Origin of the sequence: Nocardiopsis rhodophaea (assembly GCF_039530945.1) — a bacterium.
Taxonomy (GTDB): Bacteria; Actinomycetota; Actinomycetes; order Streptosporangiales; family Streptosporangiaceae; genus Nocardiopsis_C; species Nocardiopsis_C rhodophaea.
The window spans coordinates 1-16863 of the sequence record NZ_BAAAPC010000011.1; the positions used below are offsets into that span (position 1 = coordinate 1).

Genomic DNA, 16863 nt, shown 5'->3' on the forward strand with positions numbered 1-16863 from the left:
ATACGAGGTCTTTTTTGGCACTGCCGATGCTTCCCTTGTTTTGCGCCTGCGTTGCAGGGGGCGGGGGTCGTTTCACCTCAGGGCAAGCAATCTCTCACCCCTCCACCCCAAAAACCCGAAACTTGAGGTCCGGTTTGTCGGGACCATCCCCATGATCATCGCCAGAGGGGGCCTGCGGCGGGGGAGTGCTCCCGGATCGCGGAAGGCTCCTCACGCGGAGCGAGACGACCACCCGACGCCGCGATCCCCCGCCCCGCCGCGCCCGCCACGGGACCGGTGCCCCCAGCCCCCTCCGGCCTCGGTGCCGATTTTCACCACCGAACACCGGAAAGAAAGAACGCCGACAAGGCCGCCCAGCAGACCCCAGCCCCGGCTCCGGGCAGGACAGCGATGCCACAAACAAAACGAATGAGCGGGGAGCGGATCGCTCCCCGCCCGTTCGCGGGAGTCTCGGACCGGGGCCCTGCGCGTGGGTCAGCCCGCGACGGCGACGCTGGGCTCGCCCGACTCCGTCCCGGCGTCCTTCATCTCCTCGGCGAGCCGCATGGCTTCCTCGATCAGGGTCTCCACGATCTTGGACTCCGGCACCGTCTTGATGACCTCGCCCTTGACGAAGATCTGCCCCTTGCCGTTACCGGAGGCCACACCGAGGTCGGCGTCGCGCGCCTCGCCCGGCCCGTTGACCACACACCCCATGACGGCCACCCGCAGCGGCACGTCCATGCCCTCCAGGCCGGCCGTGACCTCCTCGGCCAGCGTGTAGACATCGACCTGGGCCCGGCCGCAGCTCGGGCAGGACACGATCTCCAAACCGCGCTCCCGCAGGCCCAGCGACTCCAGGATCTGGATGCCGACCTTGACCTCCTCGGCCGGAGGCGTCGACAGCGACACCCGGATGGTGTCGCCGATGCCCTCGGCCAGCAGCGCGCCGAAGGCCACCGAGGACTTGATGGTGCCCTGGAAGGCCGGGCCGGCCTCGGTGACGCCCAGGTGCAGCGGGTAGTCGCACTGCTCGGCGAGCTGGCGGTAGGCGTTGATCATCACGACCGGGTCGTTGTGCTTGACCGAGATCTTGATGTCGCGGAAGCCGTGCTCCTCGAACAGCGAGCACTCCCACAGCGCGGACTCCACCAGCGCCTCGGGGGTGGCCTTGCCGTGCTTGGCCAGCAGCCGCTTGTCGAGCGATCCGGCGTTGACGCCGATGCGGATGGGCACCCCGGCGTCGCTGGCGGCCTTGGCGATCTCGCCGACCTTGTCGTCGAACTTTTTGATGTTGCCCGGGTTGACCCGTACCGCCGCGCAGCCGGCCTCGATCGCGGCGAAGACGTACTTGGGCTGGAAGTGGATGTCGGCGATCACCGGGATCTGCGACTTCTTCGCGATGATCGGCAGCGCCTCGGCGTCATCGGCGCTGGGGACCGCCACCCGCACGATCTGGCAGCCGCTGGCCGTGAGCTCGGCGATCTGCTGCAGCGTGGAGTTGATGTCCGCGGTCACCGCCGTCGTCATCGACTGCACCGACACCGGGGCGTCGCCCCCGACGGGCACGTTCCCGACCATGATCTGCCGCGACTTGCGCCGTGTCGCGAGCGGGCGCACAGGCGCGGAAGGCATTCCAAGATCGACGGTCACGCAGTCTCACTCCTCGACCACCGGAGTCGCCGGCGGCGTCGCATTGAAGTCATGAGTACCAATTGGCACGTGGGAGCACGGTGGTGCGGAGGGGCACCGCAGCCCCCAGCGGCGCCTGCGCACCAGCTGGCACGCGCGCGGCGCCTATGGGACCGGAACGCGGGAGGGACACTCGCGAATTCCGTCCGCCTCTCCCAGGTTACCGGCCCCACGCGGACGCGCGCGCCTGATGTGCGGGAACAGGGCGTGCCACAAAGCAGGTCTAGTCGGTGCCACATCCCCGTCCCCCGTCTCCCACTCCGCGTCACTGCACCAGGCGTACCGGATTGACCACATCGGCGACGAGCAGCATCAGGCTGAACGCGACGAAGCACGCCACCACGATGTAGGCGACCGGCATGAGCTGGGCGACGTCGAACGGGCCGGGGTCCGGGCGGCGGAAGAGCCGTGCGACGTTGCGGCGCAGCGACTCCCACAGCGCCCCCACAATGTGCCCGCCGTCCAGCGGCAGGATCGGCAGCATGTTGAAGGCGAACAGGAACAGGTTGACCCCCGCCAGCATGTTCAGCAGGAACGCCCCCCGGTCCACGATCGGAATCGGCTGGGAGAGGATCTCGCCGCCGATCCGCGAGGCGCCCACGATGCCGACCGGCGAGTCGACCGTGCGCTTCTCGCCGAGGAAGGCCGCGCCGAACACGTCGTCGACCTTGGACGGCAGGGAGATCAGCGCCTTGCCGACGCCGACCACCATGTCGCCCATGAAGGCGGCGCTGTCCCCCAGCCCCATCGCCTGGCGCTCGGAGGAGAAGGTGATGCCGAGGAACCCGGCGGTCTCCAGGGCGGGGACGTTATAGCCCCGGTCGTCCTTGACCCGGTCGCCGTCCGCGTCGGTCTTGTAGACGATCTCGCCCTCGGCGTCGCGTGCGACGACCTGGTTCTCGATGAGGTCCGGGGTGAGGGTGACGGTCGCGCCGTCGCGCCGCACTTCGATGTCGGTCGGGCCGATGGAGTCGCGGATCGCCTTGTTGGCCGCCTCCCAGGTCGGGGTGGGCGTGTCGCCGACCTTGACGATCTCGTCCCCCGCCTTGAATCCGGCCGCGGCGGCCGGGCTCGGCGGCGCGTCCTTCGGGCACTCCGTCGACTGCGCGTCGGCGGGGACCACGCACTCGCTGACGGACCCGATGGTGGTGGTCGGCTGCATGACGCCGATGCCCATGAGCACGATCGAGAAGAGGATGACCGCGAGGACGAGGTTCATCGCCGGGCCGGCGACCATCACGATGAGCCGCTTCCACGGCGCGCGCTGGTAGAACTGGCGGTCTTCGTCGCCGGGCTCGATCTCGACGTTGCTGGCCTCGCGGGCGTCCTCGATCATGGCCCGCCACCGCGACATCCGCTTGCCGGAGGCGTCGGCCTGCTTGGCGGCCGGGGGGATCATCCCCACCATGCGCACATAGCCGCCGAGCGGGACCAGCTTCACGCCGTACTCGGTGTCGCCCCACTTCCTCGACCACAGGGTCTTGCCGAAGCCGACCATGTACTGGGTGCACCGGATACCGAACATCTTCGCGGTGCTGAGGTGCCCGAGCTCGTGCCAGGCGATGGAGAACAGGAGCCCGAGGAAGAACAGGATGATCCCGAGCGTGGTCAGAAGCGTGACCATAGACCTTCCGTGCCTCTCGTCATGCGGACCGGGAGATCAGTTCCCGGGCCCGGTCGCGGGCCCACGCGTCGGCCGCGTAGACATCGGCCAATGCGAGAGCGGAACTGGTGTCCGGCTGCTGATGCTCTGAGACTACCTGTGCGACGGTGTCCACGATCGCGGGAAATGCCAGCCTTCCGGTAAGAAACGCGTCCACGGCCTCCTCGTTGGCCGCGTTGTAGACGGCGGGGGCGGTCCCTCCGGCCGCGCCGACCTCGCAGGCCAGGTCGACCGATGGGAAGGCGTCGCTGTCCAGCGGCTCAAAGGTCCAGGTGTGCGCCCGTGTCCAGTCGATGGCGGGCGCCACAGCGTCGACCCGGTGCGGCCAGCCGATGCCGTAGGCGATCGGGATACACATGCTGGGCGGGCTGGCCTGGGCGAGCGTGGAGCCATCGGTGTACTCGACCATGGAATGGATCACCGACTGCGGGTGCACCACGACCTCGATCCGGTCGAGGGGGATGTCGAAGAGCAGGTGGGCCTCGATGACCTCCAGCCCCTTGTTGACGAGGGTCGCCGAGTTCACCGTGATGACCGGGCCCATGCTCCAGGTGGGGTGGTCCAGTGCCTGCTCGCGGGTGACCTCGCCGAGCTCGGCGCGCGTACGGCCGCGGAACGGCCCCCCGCTGGCCGTGATCACCAGCTTGCGCACCTCGGCCGTCGGGGCGTGCACCTGCCCCATGGCCAGGCTGGTCAGATCGTCGCCCAGCGCGCGCGGGAAGCACTGGGCGAGCGCGAAGTGCTCGGAGTCCACGGGCACGATCTGGCCGGGCTGAGCCGCGGCGCTGACCAGCGGGCCGCCAATGATCAGCGACTCCTTGTTGGCGAGGGCCAGCAGCCGCCCGGCCCGCAGCGCGGCCAGCGTCGACTCCAGGCCGAGCGCGCCGGTGATGCCGTTCAGTACGACGTCGCACTGCCAGGAGGCGAGTTCGGCAACACCCTCGGCGCCGGCCAGGACCTTGGCGGGATGGCCGCGCTCGCGGAGGCGTCGGCCCAGGTCGGCCGCTGCGTCGGGATCGGCCACGGCCACGACCTCGGCACCGAGGGCACACGCCTGGTCGACGAGCAGGTCGAGGCGGCCGCCGCCGGCCGCCAGTCCGACGACCCGGAAGCGGTCGGGGTTGCGGGTGACGACGTCGATGGCCTGGGTGCCGATCGATCCAGTAGACCCGAGGATGATCACCTCCCGCCGCTGTTCGGAGGAGATGTCCTGGCCGAGTAGATGTTCCGCGATTCGCACGGTCCCATTCTCGCGCACCCACGGACCAGGCCCTATGCGCTCTCATACCACCTCGGACACGCTCCGCGGCCCGGGAGACACGCAGGAGCAGCACGCCCTTTACAAATCTGGCTGCCGTGTCTTAATTTAACTCCGAAGTAAGTTAGCTCACAATCAACTACGCGGGATTCACCTACCGACAGGTCGGCTCTAGCGCCGGCATCCGACCGAAACCAACCCCGAGCAGCACGACCGGCAACTACCCAGCACCACGGCCGACCCCAGCACAGTCGACGTGGGTTCCACAGGGGGCGCTCCCGCGCCCGGGCCACGGCCGTCGGCGATGACGCCCGGCCACGGCCACCCGACGACAGGCGGCGCACATCGGCCGCCACCGTGTTCCCCCGCACCCCGCTCACTCTGCAACTTCCGAGGTCTCCCAATGAAGAGGTTCTGGACGGCACTGTCCGCCACGCTCATTACGTTACTCACGGTAGTCACATTCGCACCGCCCGCAACTGCCGCTGTCGGCTCCACCATCGAGTACCGGACCATCCCCGGCCATGGCGGAATCGACATCAAAGCGATGGTGATCACGCCCACGAACACCGACGGCCCGTACCCCCTGCTGGTCATGCCGTCGGCGTGGTCGACCAACAACCTGCTCTATGTGGGCGCGGGCAAGAAGCTCGCGCAGGAGTCCGGGTACCAGGTCATCAGCTACACCTCGCGCGGCTTCTGGGACTCCGGCGGCGAGATCGAGGTCGCCGGGCCGGAGGACATCGCCGACGCCCGCAAGGTGATCGACTGGGGGCTGGAGAACACCGACGCCGACCCCCAGCGCATCGGTATGGCCGGAATCTCTTACGGCTCGGGCATCAGCATGCTGACCGCTGCCGTCGACAAGCGAGTGAAGGCCGTCGGCGCGATGAGCGGCTGGACCGACCTCGCCGCTTCCCTCTACCAGAACGAGACGATCAACTTCCAGGCCGTCGAGGCCCTGCTCGCGCTGGGCAAGATCACCGGCCGCCCGGGCGAGGATCTGCAGGAGATCGAACGCGAGTACCGCAAGGGCAACATCCAGCCGGCCCTCGACCTCGCGAGGTCCAGGTCGGTCCTGGCCCAAGCGGACGCGCTCAACGCCAACGGGACAGCGGTCATGATCGCCCACGCCTGGAACGACGGGATCTTCCCGCCCAAACAGCAGACCGACCTCTTTACGCGGCTGACCGGGCCGAAGCGGATGATGCTCTCCCCCGGCGACCACGCCACGCCGGAGGCCTTCGGGGCGGCCGGACTGCCCAATGAGATCTGGGAGTCGCTCACCCGCTGGATGGACCACCACCTCAAGGGCGTCGACAACGGGATCGACCGCGAAAACCCGGTGCAGCTCAAGCCGAACAACGGGCGCGGCCCGTGGGCCGGCTACCCGGACTGGGAGTCCGCGTCGGCAGACCGCACCACGTTCCACCTCGGCGAGCCGAGCCGGTCCTGGACCAACTGGCAGGCCACCGGCGGGCTGGAGCCCGAACCGGACACCGGCTGGACCTACGGTATCCAGGCCGGGATCGGCACCACGGCGCACAGCGGCACCCTGATCGTCGCCGGGGCGCTGCAGCAGTTCGCCGACATCCCGACCGGTGTGCTGCTGCCGACCGTGGACCGCTCCCGGGCGGGTGTGTGGACCGGACCCACCTACCGCGACGGCGTCCGCGTCAGCGGCACCCCCAACGCCCGTTTCACGGTCGCGCCCACCGCGACGGAGCAGTCGCTCTACGTCTACTTGTACGCGGTCGATAAGAACGGCAAGGGCGCGCTGCTCACGCACAAGCCCTACACCCTGCGCGACGCCGATCCCGGCACACCGGTGACGGTTGACGTCGATCTGGAGCCCGTGGTGTGGGATGTACCGGCCGGCGACCGACTGGCGCTCGTCATCGACACCGTGGACCTGCGCTACGTCAACGAGAGCCGGATCGGGCAGCGGGTGGAGTTCAGCTCACCCGCGGGCGACCCGTCGACCCTGACGGTGCCGACCGCCTGACCCGACACGCCGAACGAGGTGAACAAGCGCCCCGTGTGAGCACGGGGCGCTTGTTTCTGCCCACGACGCCCGCCACTCAAACCCAAAGTAGGGGCGTAATGACTTTCTGTGTGGCATTCTCGTGATCATGACTCCACCCCTCGTTCCCAGGGTTCTCGGGCCTCTCGTGGCGCTCAGCCTCGTTGTGGCCGGTGCTCCCTCCGCCACAGCCGACCCCACCGACAACGCGCCATCGGCGCGCTCCCCGAGCAGCAGCGTCGTCCGGCAGTCCGCGGCGCACGGACCCGCCGAACAGGCGGACGTCCTCGCCTACTGGACCCGCGAGCGCATGGATGAGGCGGTTCCGCTGGGACGACTCCTCGATGGAGTGACGGCCGACCTCCCCCAGCTGCACCTCGGCCCGGCCCAGCGCTCCCGTACGGCGGCCCCGCGTTCCACCAGCACCGGGGAACGCTGGACGCACGGCGGCCGGGTCGCCCGGACCACCGGCAAGGTCTATTTGACGATGGACGGTCGCGACTTCACCTGCAGCGCCTCGGTGGTGAACGCCGAGAACAGGGACACCGTGCTCACCGCGGGGCACTGCCTGAAGGACGGGGCCGGCTCCTGGGCGCGCAACTGGACGTTCGTGCCCGCCTACGCGGACGGACGCGAGCCCTACGGCCGCTTCACCGCCCGCGAACTGCTGGTGCCCGCGAGGTGGGCCAAGAAGGCCGACGAGAGCTTCGACTTCGGGGCGGCGGTGCTCAACACCACCGACGGCACCCACGTGCAGGACCACACGGGGGCGCAACGGGTCGCCTTCAACCGCCAGCCGCAGCAAAGCTACGCGTTCGGGTACCCGTCCACCCCGCCCTACCGGGGCGACCATCTCCACTACTGCTCCGGCGGCACCCGCGCCGACCGGGGCGGGACGACCGCGAACGGGATGCGCTGTGTGATGACGCGGGGGTCCAGCGGCGGGCCGTGGCTGGCCGACTTCGATCCCGCGACCGGCATCGGCACGCTGGTATCCGTCATCAGTTTCAAGTACGTCGCCGACCCCAGTACCCAGTACGGACCGCGCCTGGGCGCGGAGGCCCGACGGCTCTACCAGAGGGCCCGTGCTCTGTAAGCATGTCTGCCCCGCGCATCTCGGGCGGAAGGGAAAACGCCGGTGGAATCCTCGGCAGGTTCCACCGGCCTCACCGCGGCTATCGGGGCACAAGCGGCAGGGTCGGCGCGACGGCTGGGGCACCGCTCCGTTACTCCGTGCTGGCCGCCGGTTCCGACGACGCCGAAGCGCCGCGCTTGCGGCCGAAGACCAGCAGGCCGATGGACAGCGAGAAGGCGAGCAGCACGGCCATCACGACGAGCAGCGGCGTGGGGCCGAAAGCCACGATCAGGGGAATCGCCGCCGCCGTCACCAGTCCGCCGCCGAAGAACGGCTCCAGCACCAGCTGTTTGTACCCGAACGCCGGGTAGGCGGGGGTGCGCAGTTCGGGGTCGGCGATACGCATCAGGATCAGCCCCGTGGCGGTGACACCCATGGACTGCCCGAAGTCACCGATGCCGCGCTCGAACCAGTAGTCCGGCAGCATGCGCGGAGCCAGGAGCAGGAACGCGCCGACCGACCAGGCCAGACCGCAGATCACCAGCAGCAGGAAGGGCGTGAAGTTCTCGGCCAGGACCTGGAGGGAGAGGGTCCCCAGGGCGGAGATGATCAGCATGTCCAGGGAGAAGCCCTGAATCCGCTCGATCATCAGCTGGTCGACGATCTTGTGCCGGTCGAACCGGTCGATGACGGTCTGGACGATGATGCCGCCGATCATCGCGATCGGGAACAGCGGGACGTACTTGAACAGCTCGATGGTGTCGGCCCAGAAGAGCTGCTCGACCCACTGCAGGCCCGACAGGATCAGCTGGCCGATGATCACCGCGATGGCCAGCAGGCCGAAGTGCAGGGCCAGCGGTTCGATCGACGAGGGGTGAACGGTCAGCGTGGCGGCCGAGCGGCGGTTCTCACGCTCCACGATGCCCATCTGCTCGGAGACCGAGGGCGTGGCGCTCGCCTTCAGCTCGGCGGTCTTGCCGCGGCGCACACCCCAGTTGATCAGGACGATGCCCAAGATGATGCCGGAGAGCAGGCCCACGGTCGCCATGCCGAGCGCCAGGTCCTGGCCCTCGGGGAAGCCGAAGTCGCTGAAGGTGTCGCCCAGGCCGGCGGCGGTGCCGTGACCGCCCTCGAAGCCGATCTCGATCAGCGCACCCGTCAGTGGAGGCAGGCCGAAAACCGGTCCCAGCACGAGCAGCGCGAGCAGCAGGCCGACCACGTACTGGCCGCTGGCCAGGGTGAGACCGAACATGAGCTGCGGCCCGGCCATGCGGCCGGCCTCGCGGGCGTTGGGGATGCGGTGGCCGAGGAAGAGGCCGGCGAACACCACCGAGATGAGCAGTCCAGGCAGCGAGGACCATACCTCGCGGATGTCCGCCGTGAAGATGCCGGCGTCGGCGAAGCGGTCGGTGCCGATCCACGAGGCGATGGCGCCCAGAACGTCAGGGCCGAGGATCAGGGCTATGGCACCGCCGATGATCGAACTCGGAATGAACAGCCTCTGCGCGAGCCGCCATTTCACTCGGACAAGCTTCGCGACCAAGAGCAGCACTCCGAGTAAAAGGAGCGCAAGGCCGATGGTGTCGGGGGACATCATTGTCCTTTCCACGTGGGAGTGCTTACGGAGTGTGTCCACGTCACCGCGCCCGGATGACGTCGCTTCCACTTCGCTGTGAGCCACACCGCAGGTGACAGCGCCGCAATGCTATGCCCCATAAAGGACTCGTAAGTACGAACGAAACGGCGGGATATACCCCCGCTTCGCTTTCGACCGTCCCGCCCCCAACAGCGGGTGGCGGTGCGATCGGAAGCCGTTCGGTTTCCGATCGCCCCGCCACCCAGAGAGATCAGGGGGCACCGCGGCGCCCCCTGCAAGTTACCCGTTGGTCACCACCAGGATGACCATATGACACACATCACAGATCGACGCCGGTCATGACCATGACGCGCTCGTAAGTGAGGTCCTCCATCGCCGGCCGCACGCCCTCCTTGCCGACACCGGACTTCTTCACACCGCCGTAGGGCATCTGATCGGCCCGGAAGGTCGGCACATCGCCGATGATCACACCGCCCACCTCCAGCTCGCGGTGGGCGCGGAACGCCACCTGCAGGTCGCGCGTGAACACCCCGGCCTGGAGACCGAAATCACCGCTGTTCACCTCGGCGAACGCCTGGTCCACATCGCTGACCCGGCTCACCACCAGGACGGGGCCGAACACCTCCTCGCGCACGACCTTGGCGCCGGCGGGGGCCTCCGCCAGAACCGCGGGGGCCACCGTGACACCGTCGCGCTTGCCACCGGTGAGCAGCAGAGCGCCGTCCCGCACGGCCTCCTCGACCCACGCGGCGACGCGGACCGCCGCCTCCTCGTTGATCATCGGCCCGACCTCGGTGGCCGGGTCGCGCGGGTCGCCGGTCGGCAGCTCTTCGACCCGCCGTACCAGCTGCTCGACGAACGCGTCGTAGACCGCGTCCTCGACGATGACGCGCTGCACGCCGATACAGACCTGACCGGCCTGGTTGTTGCCGAACAGTGCGATGCGCCGGGCCGCCCAGTCGAGGTCGGCGTCGGCGAGCACGACGGCCGCGGCGTTGCCGCCCAGCTCCAGGGTGACGTGCTTGTGCGGTGCCAGGCGCTGCAGTTCCCAGCCGAACTGGCCGCCGGTGAAGGAGATGACCGGCAGCCGCGGATCGGTGATGAGGGTCGCGGCGCGCTCGTTGGGCATCGGCAGCACGGAGACCATGCCGCTCGGCAGGTCGGTCTCGGCCAGGATCTCCCCGAGGACCAGGGCGGTCATGGGGGTGGCCGGGGCGGGCTTGAGGATGATCGGGGCGCCGACGGCGATGGCCGGGGCCACCTTGTGGGCGACCAGGTTGAGCGGGAAGTTGAACGGCGCGATACCCAGCACCGGGCCCTTGGGGACGCGGCGGATCATCGCGATGCGGCCGGTGCCTCCGGCGTCGGTGTCAAGCCGCTGGAGCTCCCCGCTGTCGCGGCGGGCCTCCTCGGCCGCCAGGCGGAAGACCGAAACCGCGCGGCCGACCTCACCGCGGGCCCACTTCACGGGCTTGCCGCTCTCGGCGGTGATGATGCCGGCGATCTCCTCGGTGCGCTCAGCGAGCCGCCGGGAGACATGCATGAGGGCTTCGGCGCGGACATAGGCGGGAAGCGCCGCGGCCTGCGCGGACACGCCGTCCGCAGCGGCCACGGCCTGCTCGATCTGGGCGGTAGACGGCACCGCCACGGTTCCCGTGACCTCCCCCGTGTAGGGGTCGGTCACCGTGATCTCATCGTCGCCGGTAGCAGCAGCCCCGGCCAGCCAGAACGGACGTGTAGACATACGGCTGACGCTAGTCCGCCCAGCGGAACGATCTCTTGTTCACAGCGGAGCATTGCGCCCACCCCTTTTGGACACTTCGTATAACCCCCGCCATCACCCACTCGGCGGATAACGCCCCCGCTCCGTGCCTCTCCGAATAGCCACCACGCGGAATTTCGGGCCTGACCGAAACCCGCCAGTGATAATTCGACATCTCAGCAAAGAACCGCGAAAAATGATCCACACGCGCCCACCGTTTCCCTATAACGGCGGCCCTCACGTGTAAATTGCGAATCCGAAACGCGTGAGCACCGCCGCCGAGATGTGCCCCGCCAATCTCGCACAGAACGGCAGTGAGGCCCACCGACCCGCACAACCGTCCACCACCACGCACAGATGAATAGGAAGGCCGTCAGATGCCGGTCAGCCGGGTCATCCCCCACGTCCAGACCCTCCTGTTCGCGATCACCACCAGCGCGGCGCTGGTCGTCTCCACCACCGTCCCGGCCGCCGCGCACGTCTCCGCCGATGACTCCGACCCCGTCGCCGATCTCCGCACGGACATCGACACGATCCTCGACGACCCCTCCCTTGAGGGCGCGATCTCGGGCGTCGTCGTGCGCAGCCTGGACGAGGACGACACCCTCTACAGCCGGAACGCCGCCACACCGCTCCTCCCGGCCTCCAACATGAAGCTGCTGACCTCGGCGGCCGCGATGGACGTCCTGGGCCCCGACTACACGTTCCGCACCACCGTCTCCGCCGGCGAGGACCCCTCCGACGGAGTGGTCGACGGCGACCTCTACATCACGGGCACCGGCGACCCCAGCCTCACCGTCGACGCCGTCGCCGATCTCGCCGGGGAGGTCGCCGACAGCGGCGTCACCGAAGTGACCGGCGACCTGCTGGCCGACGACACCTGGTTCGACGACACGCGCCTCCACCCCGACTGGGAAGAGGGCGACGAACCGTACTACTACGCCGCCCAGATCTCGGCACTGACCCTCGCCGCCAACGATGATCTCGACACCGGCGTCGTCAACGTCACCGCCACCCCCGGCGACCGCGTCGGCTACCCGGTCGACGTGGCCCTGGAGCCCATGACCGACAACCTCTCGCTCACCAACCGGACGAAAACCGGCACGGCCACCAGCGCCCGCACCCTTGATGTCCGCCGGAAGCCCGGCGGAAACGCCTTCACCGCCACCGGCGGGCTACCGCTCGGCGGCTCCCCCTACGCCACGCTGCGCACCGTGCACGAACCCACCGACCACGCCGCCCACGTCTTCGCCGACGCTTTGGCCGACCAGGGCGTCAAGGTGCACGGCGAGGTCGGTCGAGGGACCACGCCCGCCGACTCCGAGGAGGTCGCCGTCCGCCACTCCGACGAGCTGAGTGACCTGCTCATCCCGTTCATGAAACTCTCCAACAACGGGCACGCCGAGATCCTGATCAAGGCGATGGGCCGCGAGACGCTCGGCGAGGGCACCTGGCAGGCCGGCCTCGTCCAGGTGAAGCCGGCGCTGGACCGCATCGGCGCCTCGGTCAAGGACGTGCGCCAGGCTGACGGTTCGGGCCTGTCGCGCGGCAACCTGCTCCGCGCCGACATCGTCATCAGCCTGCTCGACGCCGTGCGCGACGAGCCCTGGTACGACGACTGGCGCACCTCGCTGCCCGTCGCGGGCGGACAGGATCGGATGGTCGGCGGCACGCTGCGCAACCGCATGGTCGGCACCCCGGCCGACGGCAACGTGCGGGCCAAGACCGGAACGCTCACCGGCGTCAGCGCCCTGTCGGGTTACGTGACCGGGACCGGCGGCGAAGAACTGGTCTTCGCCATCATCAACAACGGGCACTCGGGACCGGCGCCGCGCGACGTCCAGGACGCGATCGCCGTGCGTCTGGCCGAGTTCTCCCGCACCACGACTACCAGCGCGGACGCGCTCCAGCCGCGGCCCGGCGCCCCACGCGCCCTGGACGTACCAGACGCCCCGGGCCGCAGCGTCGGCGACCTTGAGTGCACGTGGGCCGAGGCCTGCTAACGCCGTCGTCGGCACGACATCGGGTCTCACCCCGGTAACGAGGGGCACTCCGACCTCATTCGGCGAATCCGCAGCTGGATTGGCAAAGCATCACCCATTAGGCCACAGTTGTCTGTGAGGGCCCATCCAGGAATGCCTATACCGCAGGCCGGAAGATTCCAGAGCCCTCCGGAACCGGCCACCGACGGGAGATCAGGAGTGTCCCTCGTTTACCGCAGTATCGTCACGGTCCCGCAGGATCACGACGTCATCGCCACGACCTCGGCTGTTCTGTCGGAATGGCTGAGTAAGCGCGGAACAGCGGGTGCGCGGGTCGACTTCACCCGGTCAGGGGCCTATGAGCTGAGCAAGCGGTCGCGGGCGATGGTGCTGCGCCACGAGAACCACGACGAGAACATCACCTTCCTGCGTCTCACCACCGAATCGGACAAACCCGACGGTGTATGGCGCACTACGGTGACAGCGGTCCACGACCCGCAGCGTCTCGCCCACCGGTACATCTGGATCGACATGACGGTCGACCCGCGCCCGGGGATCTCCGGCAGCGACCGCCTCGACATCGCCCCGCCCGACGCGGTGCGGATGCTGCTCGACGAGGTCCCCGGCTTCGACGGCGGCCACCGGCTCCCGGCCGTGCCGCACATCGTGCGCGGCAAGGACGATCGGGCCGTCCAGGAACTGCTCAACTCGATCAACGACCCCGACCGCCGACTGGCCATCGTCATCAGCGGTACCCCGGAAGACATGACCGTCGCCGGATGGTGCGAGACCATGGGCAGCGTCCTGGCCCGGTCGACCGGCATGTGCGCCGGGTACATCCTCGACGCCGCCGCGCACGAAGCCCTCGGACGGATCCTGCCCCGGGGCTTCGACATACCTCCCGGAGGGGTCCGTACCTTCCTCCCCCGCGTGGATTTCAACGATCCCTCCGATTCCCTCCGACATCCCAGGATGAGCGCGCAAACCCTGGACACCGCCCGCGACGGCGAGCGGGTGCGCGCCTGGGTGAGCCTGGCGCTCGCCCGCTCGGTCCGCGACAACGCGCTGGAATTCCCCCTTCCTCCCGCTCTGCACGACATCGACGCTCTGCTGAACGAAGAGGAGATCGACACCTTTATCCACGACGCCGAGGACGACCCCATCGTTCCGTCCCGGCCCTCGCCCGTCGCCGCGAGCAGCGACCAGCAGGCCAACGAGTTCATCGACATGCTTCGCGCGCGGTTGGCCGACAAGTCCCACGAGGCCAACCAGCTGAGCACCAAGGCCAAACAGCTCGGCGCGCAGCTGACCGAACGGACCAAGGAGAATGAGCGTCTTATCGCCGAACTGGCCGAGGTCACCGAGGAGACCAACACCGCACGTGAAGCCCTGCACACCGCCCGGCACGAGATCGCCTGGCTGCGCCGCCGCCTCCGGGAGGAGGGCCTGTTCCGCCTGGCGGGCGAGGCCCCGCCCCCCGACCCTCGGCGCCGTCCCCCGCGCAAGGTGGAGGACCTGCTCGACCGGATCACCGACGGCTCCAACTTCCCCCACCTCTACTTCACCATCGAGGACCGCGACACCGTCCGCGAGCTCACGGGCAACCAGAAGGAGACCCTGTGGGTGGCGCGCGCGTGGGAGGCGCTTCTCGCCCTGGACGACTACGCGCGCTTCAAGCTGGAGAACCCGACCAGCGGCCTGAATTTCCACGGCTATCTGCGCGAGCCGCCGGACGGCTACCACGCCATCCCGGTGCGGCGACTGGCCTCGCGGGAGAGCGACCACGTGCGCAACCGGGAAAAGCTCAGCGAAAAACGCGTCTTCAAGGTGCCCGCCGAGGTGGACGCGCGCGGTGAGGTGCCGATGTTCGCGCACATCAAACTCGACACCGAGTACGGCATCTGTCCGCGGCTGTACTTCTACCCGCACCTCGGCCCGCAGACCACCAACCGCATCTACATCGGCTATCTCGGACGCCACCTCCCCGTACAGCGGACCAACTGACTCCCCCACGCCATCGACCACCGCTAAAACGGCGGATCGCCCTCCTCCTGCGCCGACTCTCCGCTCCGCAGCGCGGACACCGTCGGCCATGGCGACCACAGTCGGGGCGACGGGGATAACGGCACCGGCGACGTCGGTACCGCGGGGGCAGACCCCCCGGTACGCGGCAACGGCACCGACACCTTCCGCTCGGCCTCCTCACCCTCGCTGCTTCCCGCCCAGCGCTCCCGTTCCTCGCCCCTCGGCTCGGGGCGCGCCCCCGCGCTCGCGGCGTCCACCCATCCACTGCGGGTGACCCGCGCGGCCGTCCACCGCAGGGTCGGGGCGAGGTCGTGCACCCGCAGGTCCACGATGGTCCGCGCCTGCCCCCCGGAACTGGTGTAGCTCCGCTGCCGCAGCTCCCCGACGACGATCACCCGGCTGCCCCGGCCCACGCTGGCGGCGATGTTCTCGGCATACAGCCGCCAGGCGGAGCAGGACAGGAACACGGGGTCGCCATCGCCCCACTTGCCGGTGGCGCGGTCGAACACGCGGGGTGCGGTGACGACCGTGAAGCGGCACAGCGCCGTGCCGTCCTCCAGAAATTTCACCTCCGGGTCACGGACGAGGCGACCGACGACGGTGACGATGGTCGCGTTCATCAGGGCATCCCTCCGGCCGCAGAACAGAGATGCGCCAGCCGGTTGTCCGGCGCACCACCAGCGAAGCAATCGCCACCACCGCCCAGCCATCCCCGTTTCCCACCTGTGGACGAGCGGCTGACAAGGACGTGGCCGCCGAACGCCTAACCTGGAACCCGATGAACACTCCGACCGCGATCTCCACTCCCGCCGGGAGCGCCCCGGTGGCGGTCCTGGAGCAACAGGTTTGGCAAGAGCGCGAAGCGCGGCACCACGAGCGGGTGGACGCACTCGTCGCCGGCCACCTCGAACGCCGCCGCGACCGCGTCGCGCACCCGGTCGAGGACTTCCTGTTCACCTACTACAGCTACAAGCCCTCACAGCTGCGACGCTGGTATCCGGGGGCCGGGGTGGTCCTGCTCGGCGAGGCCGCCCGGCACCGGCTCGACGAGCGGTTCTTCACCGAGATCCGGGCCACCGGGCCGGACGGAGACCCGGTGGTCGGCGTGGGGCTCGACCTGGAGGCGTTCACGGCCAAGCGGGGCTCGACCGCCCGGTTCGTGGTCTCGCTGCTCACCGCGGTCGCGTCGCGCCCCGCCCACCTGGGATGCTTCGGGCTGCACGAGTGGGCGATGGTGTACCGGCGGAACCAGGACGAGGTCAGGCATTCCTCGGTCCCGCTGCGCCTCGGCGCCGAGGGGACCGACCGGGTGGTGGAGTCGCACCGCATCCAGTGCTCGCACTACGACGCCTTCCGCTTCTTCACCCCTGAGGCCCGCCCCCTGAACCGGCTGCGGCCGTCCCGCGACACCCAGATCGAACTGGACCAGCCGGGCTGCCTGCACGCCACCATGGATTTGTACAAGTGGGCCTACAAGCTGGCCCCGGCCGTGCCCGGAGAACTGCTCGTGGACTGCTTCGAGCTGGCGCGCGACGTGCGCGAGCTGGACATGCGCGCCTCCCCCTACGACCTCAGCGGCTACGGCTACGAACCGGTGCGGATCGAGACAGCGCAGGGCAAGGCCGAGTACATGGCCGCCCAGGAAGACTTCGCCGAGCGGGGGAAGGTGCTGCGCGCCCGCCTTCTGGCGGCCTGCGCCCCGCTGGTCGGAACCACCGCCACCGGCGGGGAGTGACCGCCCGCCTACCACGGCGGCACCGCTACCGGCGCATGGGAGGCGGTGGGGACTCGCGGGTCCCCGCCACCT

At 69.1% G+C, this 16863-nt stretch carries 11 protein-coding genes; 5 read left to right on the forward strand and 6 right to left on the reverse strand.

What is annotated here, in order from left to right; genetic code table 11:
* Nucleotides 1-474: 474 nt before the first annotated feature.
* From ispG to dxr, 3 genes are all read right to left on the reverse strand, one after another.
* On the reverse strand, nucleotides 475-1632 hold the full coding sequence (gene ispG, locus ABD259_RS13570; protein ID WP_344162667.1) for a flavodoxin-dependent (E)-4-hydroxy-3-methylbut-2-enyl-diphosphate synthase: 1158 nt from the start codon (nucleotides 1630-1632) through the stop codon (nucleotides 475-477).
* A gap of 304 nt (nucleotides 1633-1936) precedes the next feature.
* Nucleotides 1937-3295, reverse strand: coding sequence for a M50 family metallopeptidase (locus ABD259_RS13575; RefSeq protein WP_344162670.1), 1359 nt, complete (start codon nucleotides 3293-3295; stop codon nucleotides 1937-1939).
* 19 nt (nucleotides 3296-3314) lie between these two features.
* Complete coding sequence (gene dxr, locus ABD259_RS13580; protein ID WP_344162867.1) at nucleotides 3315-4541, reverse strand: 1-deoxy-D-xylulose-5-phosphate reductoisomerase; 1227 nt, start codon at nucleotides 4539-4541, stop codon at nucleotides 3315-3317.
* A gap of 454 nt (nucleotides 4542-4995) precedes the next feature.
* On the opposite strand from dxr, the gene ABD259_RS13585 reads away from it, so the two are divergent.
* On the forward strand, nucleotides 4996-6597 hold the full coding sequence (locus ABD259_RS13585) for a CocE/NonD family hydrolase (RefSeq protein ID WP_344162673.1): 1602 nt from the start codon (nucleotides 4996-4998) through the stop codon (nucleotides 6595-6597).
* Nucleotides 6598-6724: 127 nt separating this feature from the next.
* Nucleotides 6725-7711: a trypsin-like serine peptidase gene (locus ABD259_RS13590; protein ID WP_344162676.1), complete on the forward strand. Its 987-nt coding sequence runs from the start codon at nucleotides 6725-6727 to the stop codon at nucleotides 7709-7711.
* Between the two features lie 130 nt (nucleotides 7712-7841).
* Here ABD259_RS13590 and ABD259_RS13595 read toward each other — a convergent pair whose 3' ends face one another.
* A complete protein-coding gene (locus tag ABD259_RS13595) occupies nucleotides 7842-9284 on the reverse strand; it encodes a sodium/glutamate symporter (RefSeq protein WP_344162870.1) in 1443 nt (480 codons plus the stop codon).
* A gap of 322 nt (nucleotides 9285-9606) precedes the next feature.
* On the reverse strand, nucleotides 9607-11031 hold the full coding sequence (locus tag ABD259_RS13600) for an aldehyde dehydrogenase family protein (RefSeq protein ID WP_344162679.1): 1425 nt from the start codon (nucleotides 11029-11031) through the stop codon (nucleotides 9607-9609).
* Between the two features lie 395 nt (nucleotides 11032-11426).
* On the opposite strand from ABD259_RS13600, the gene dacB reads away from it, so the two are divergent.
* Nucleotides 11427-13052, forward strand: coding sequence for a D-alanyl-D-alanine carboxypeptidase/D-alanyl-D-alanine endopeptidase (gene dacB, locus ABD259_RS13605; RefSeq protein ID WP_344162682.1), 1626 nt, complete (start codon nucleotides 11427-11429; stop codon nucleotides 13050-13052).
* 198 nt (nucleotides 13053-13250) lie between these two features.
* Complete coding sequence (locus tag ABD259_RS13610) at nucleotides 13251-15035, forward strand: hypothetical protein (RefSeq protein WP_344101041.1); 1785 nt, start codon at nucleotides 13251-13253, stop codon at nucleotides 15033-15035.
* A 23-nt stretch (nucleotides 15036-15058) separates the two neighbouring features.
* Here the strand turns inward: ABD259_RS13610 and ssb are convergent, their stop codons facing one another.
* On the reverse strand, nucleotides 15059-15676 hold the full coding sequence (gene ssb / locus ABD259_RS13615; RefSeq protein WP_344101043.1) for a single-stranded DNA-binding protein: 618 nt from the start codon (nucleotides 15674-15676) through the stop codon (nucleotides 15059-15061).
* Between the two features lie 158 nt (nucleotides 15677-15834).
* On the opposite strand from ssb, the gene ABD259_RS13620 reads away from it, so the two are divergent.
* Nucleotides 15835-16791, forward strand: a complete 957-nt coding sequence (locus ABD259_RS13620) for a 3-methyladenine DNA glycosylase (protein ID WP_344101045.1) — start codon at nucleotides 15835-15837, stop codon at nucleotides 16789-16791.
* Nucleotides 16792-16863: the final 72 nt, after the last annotated feature.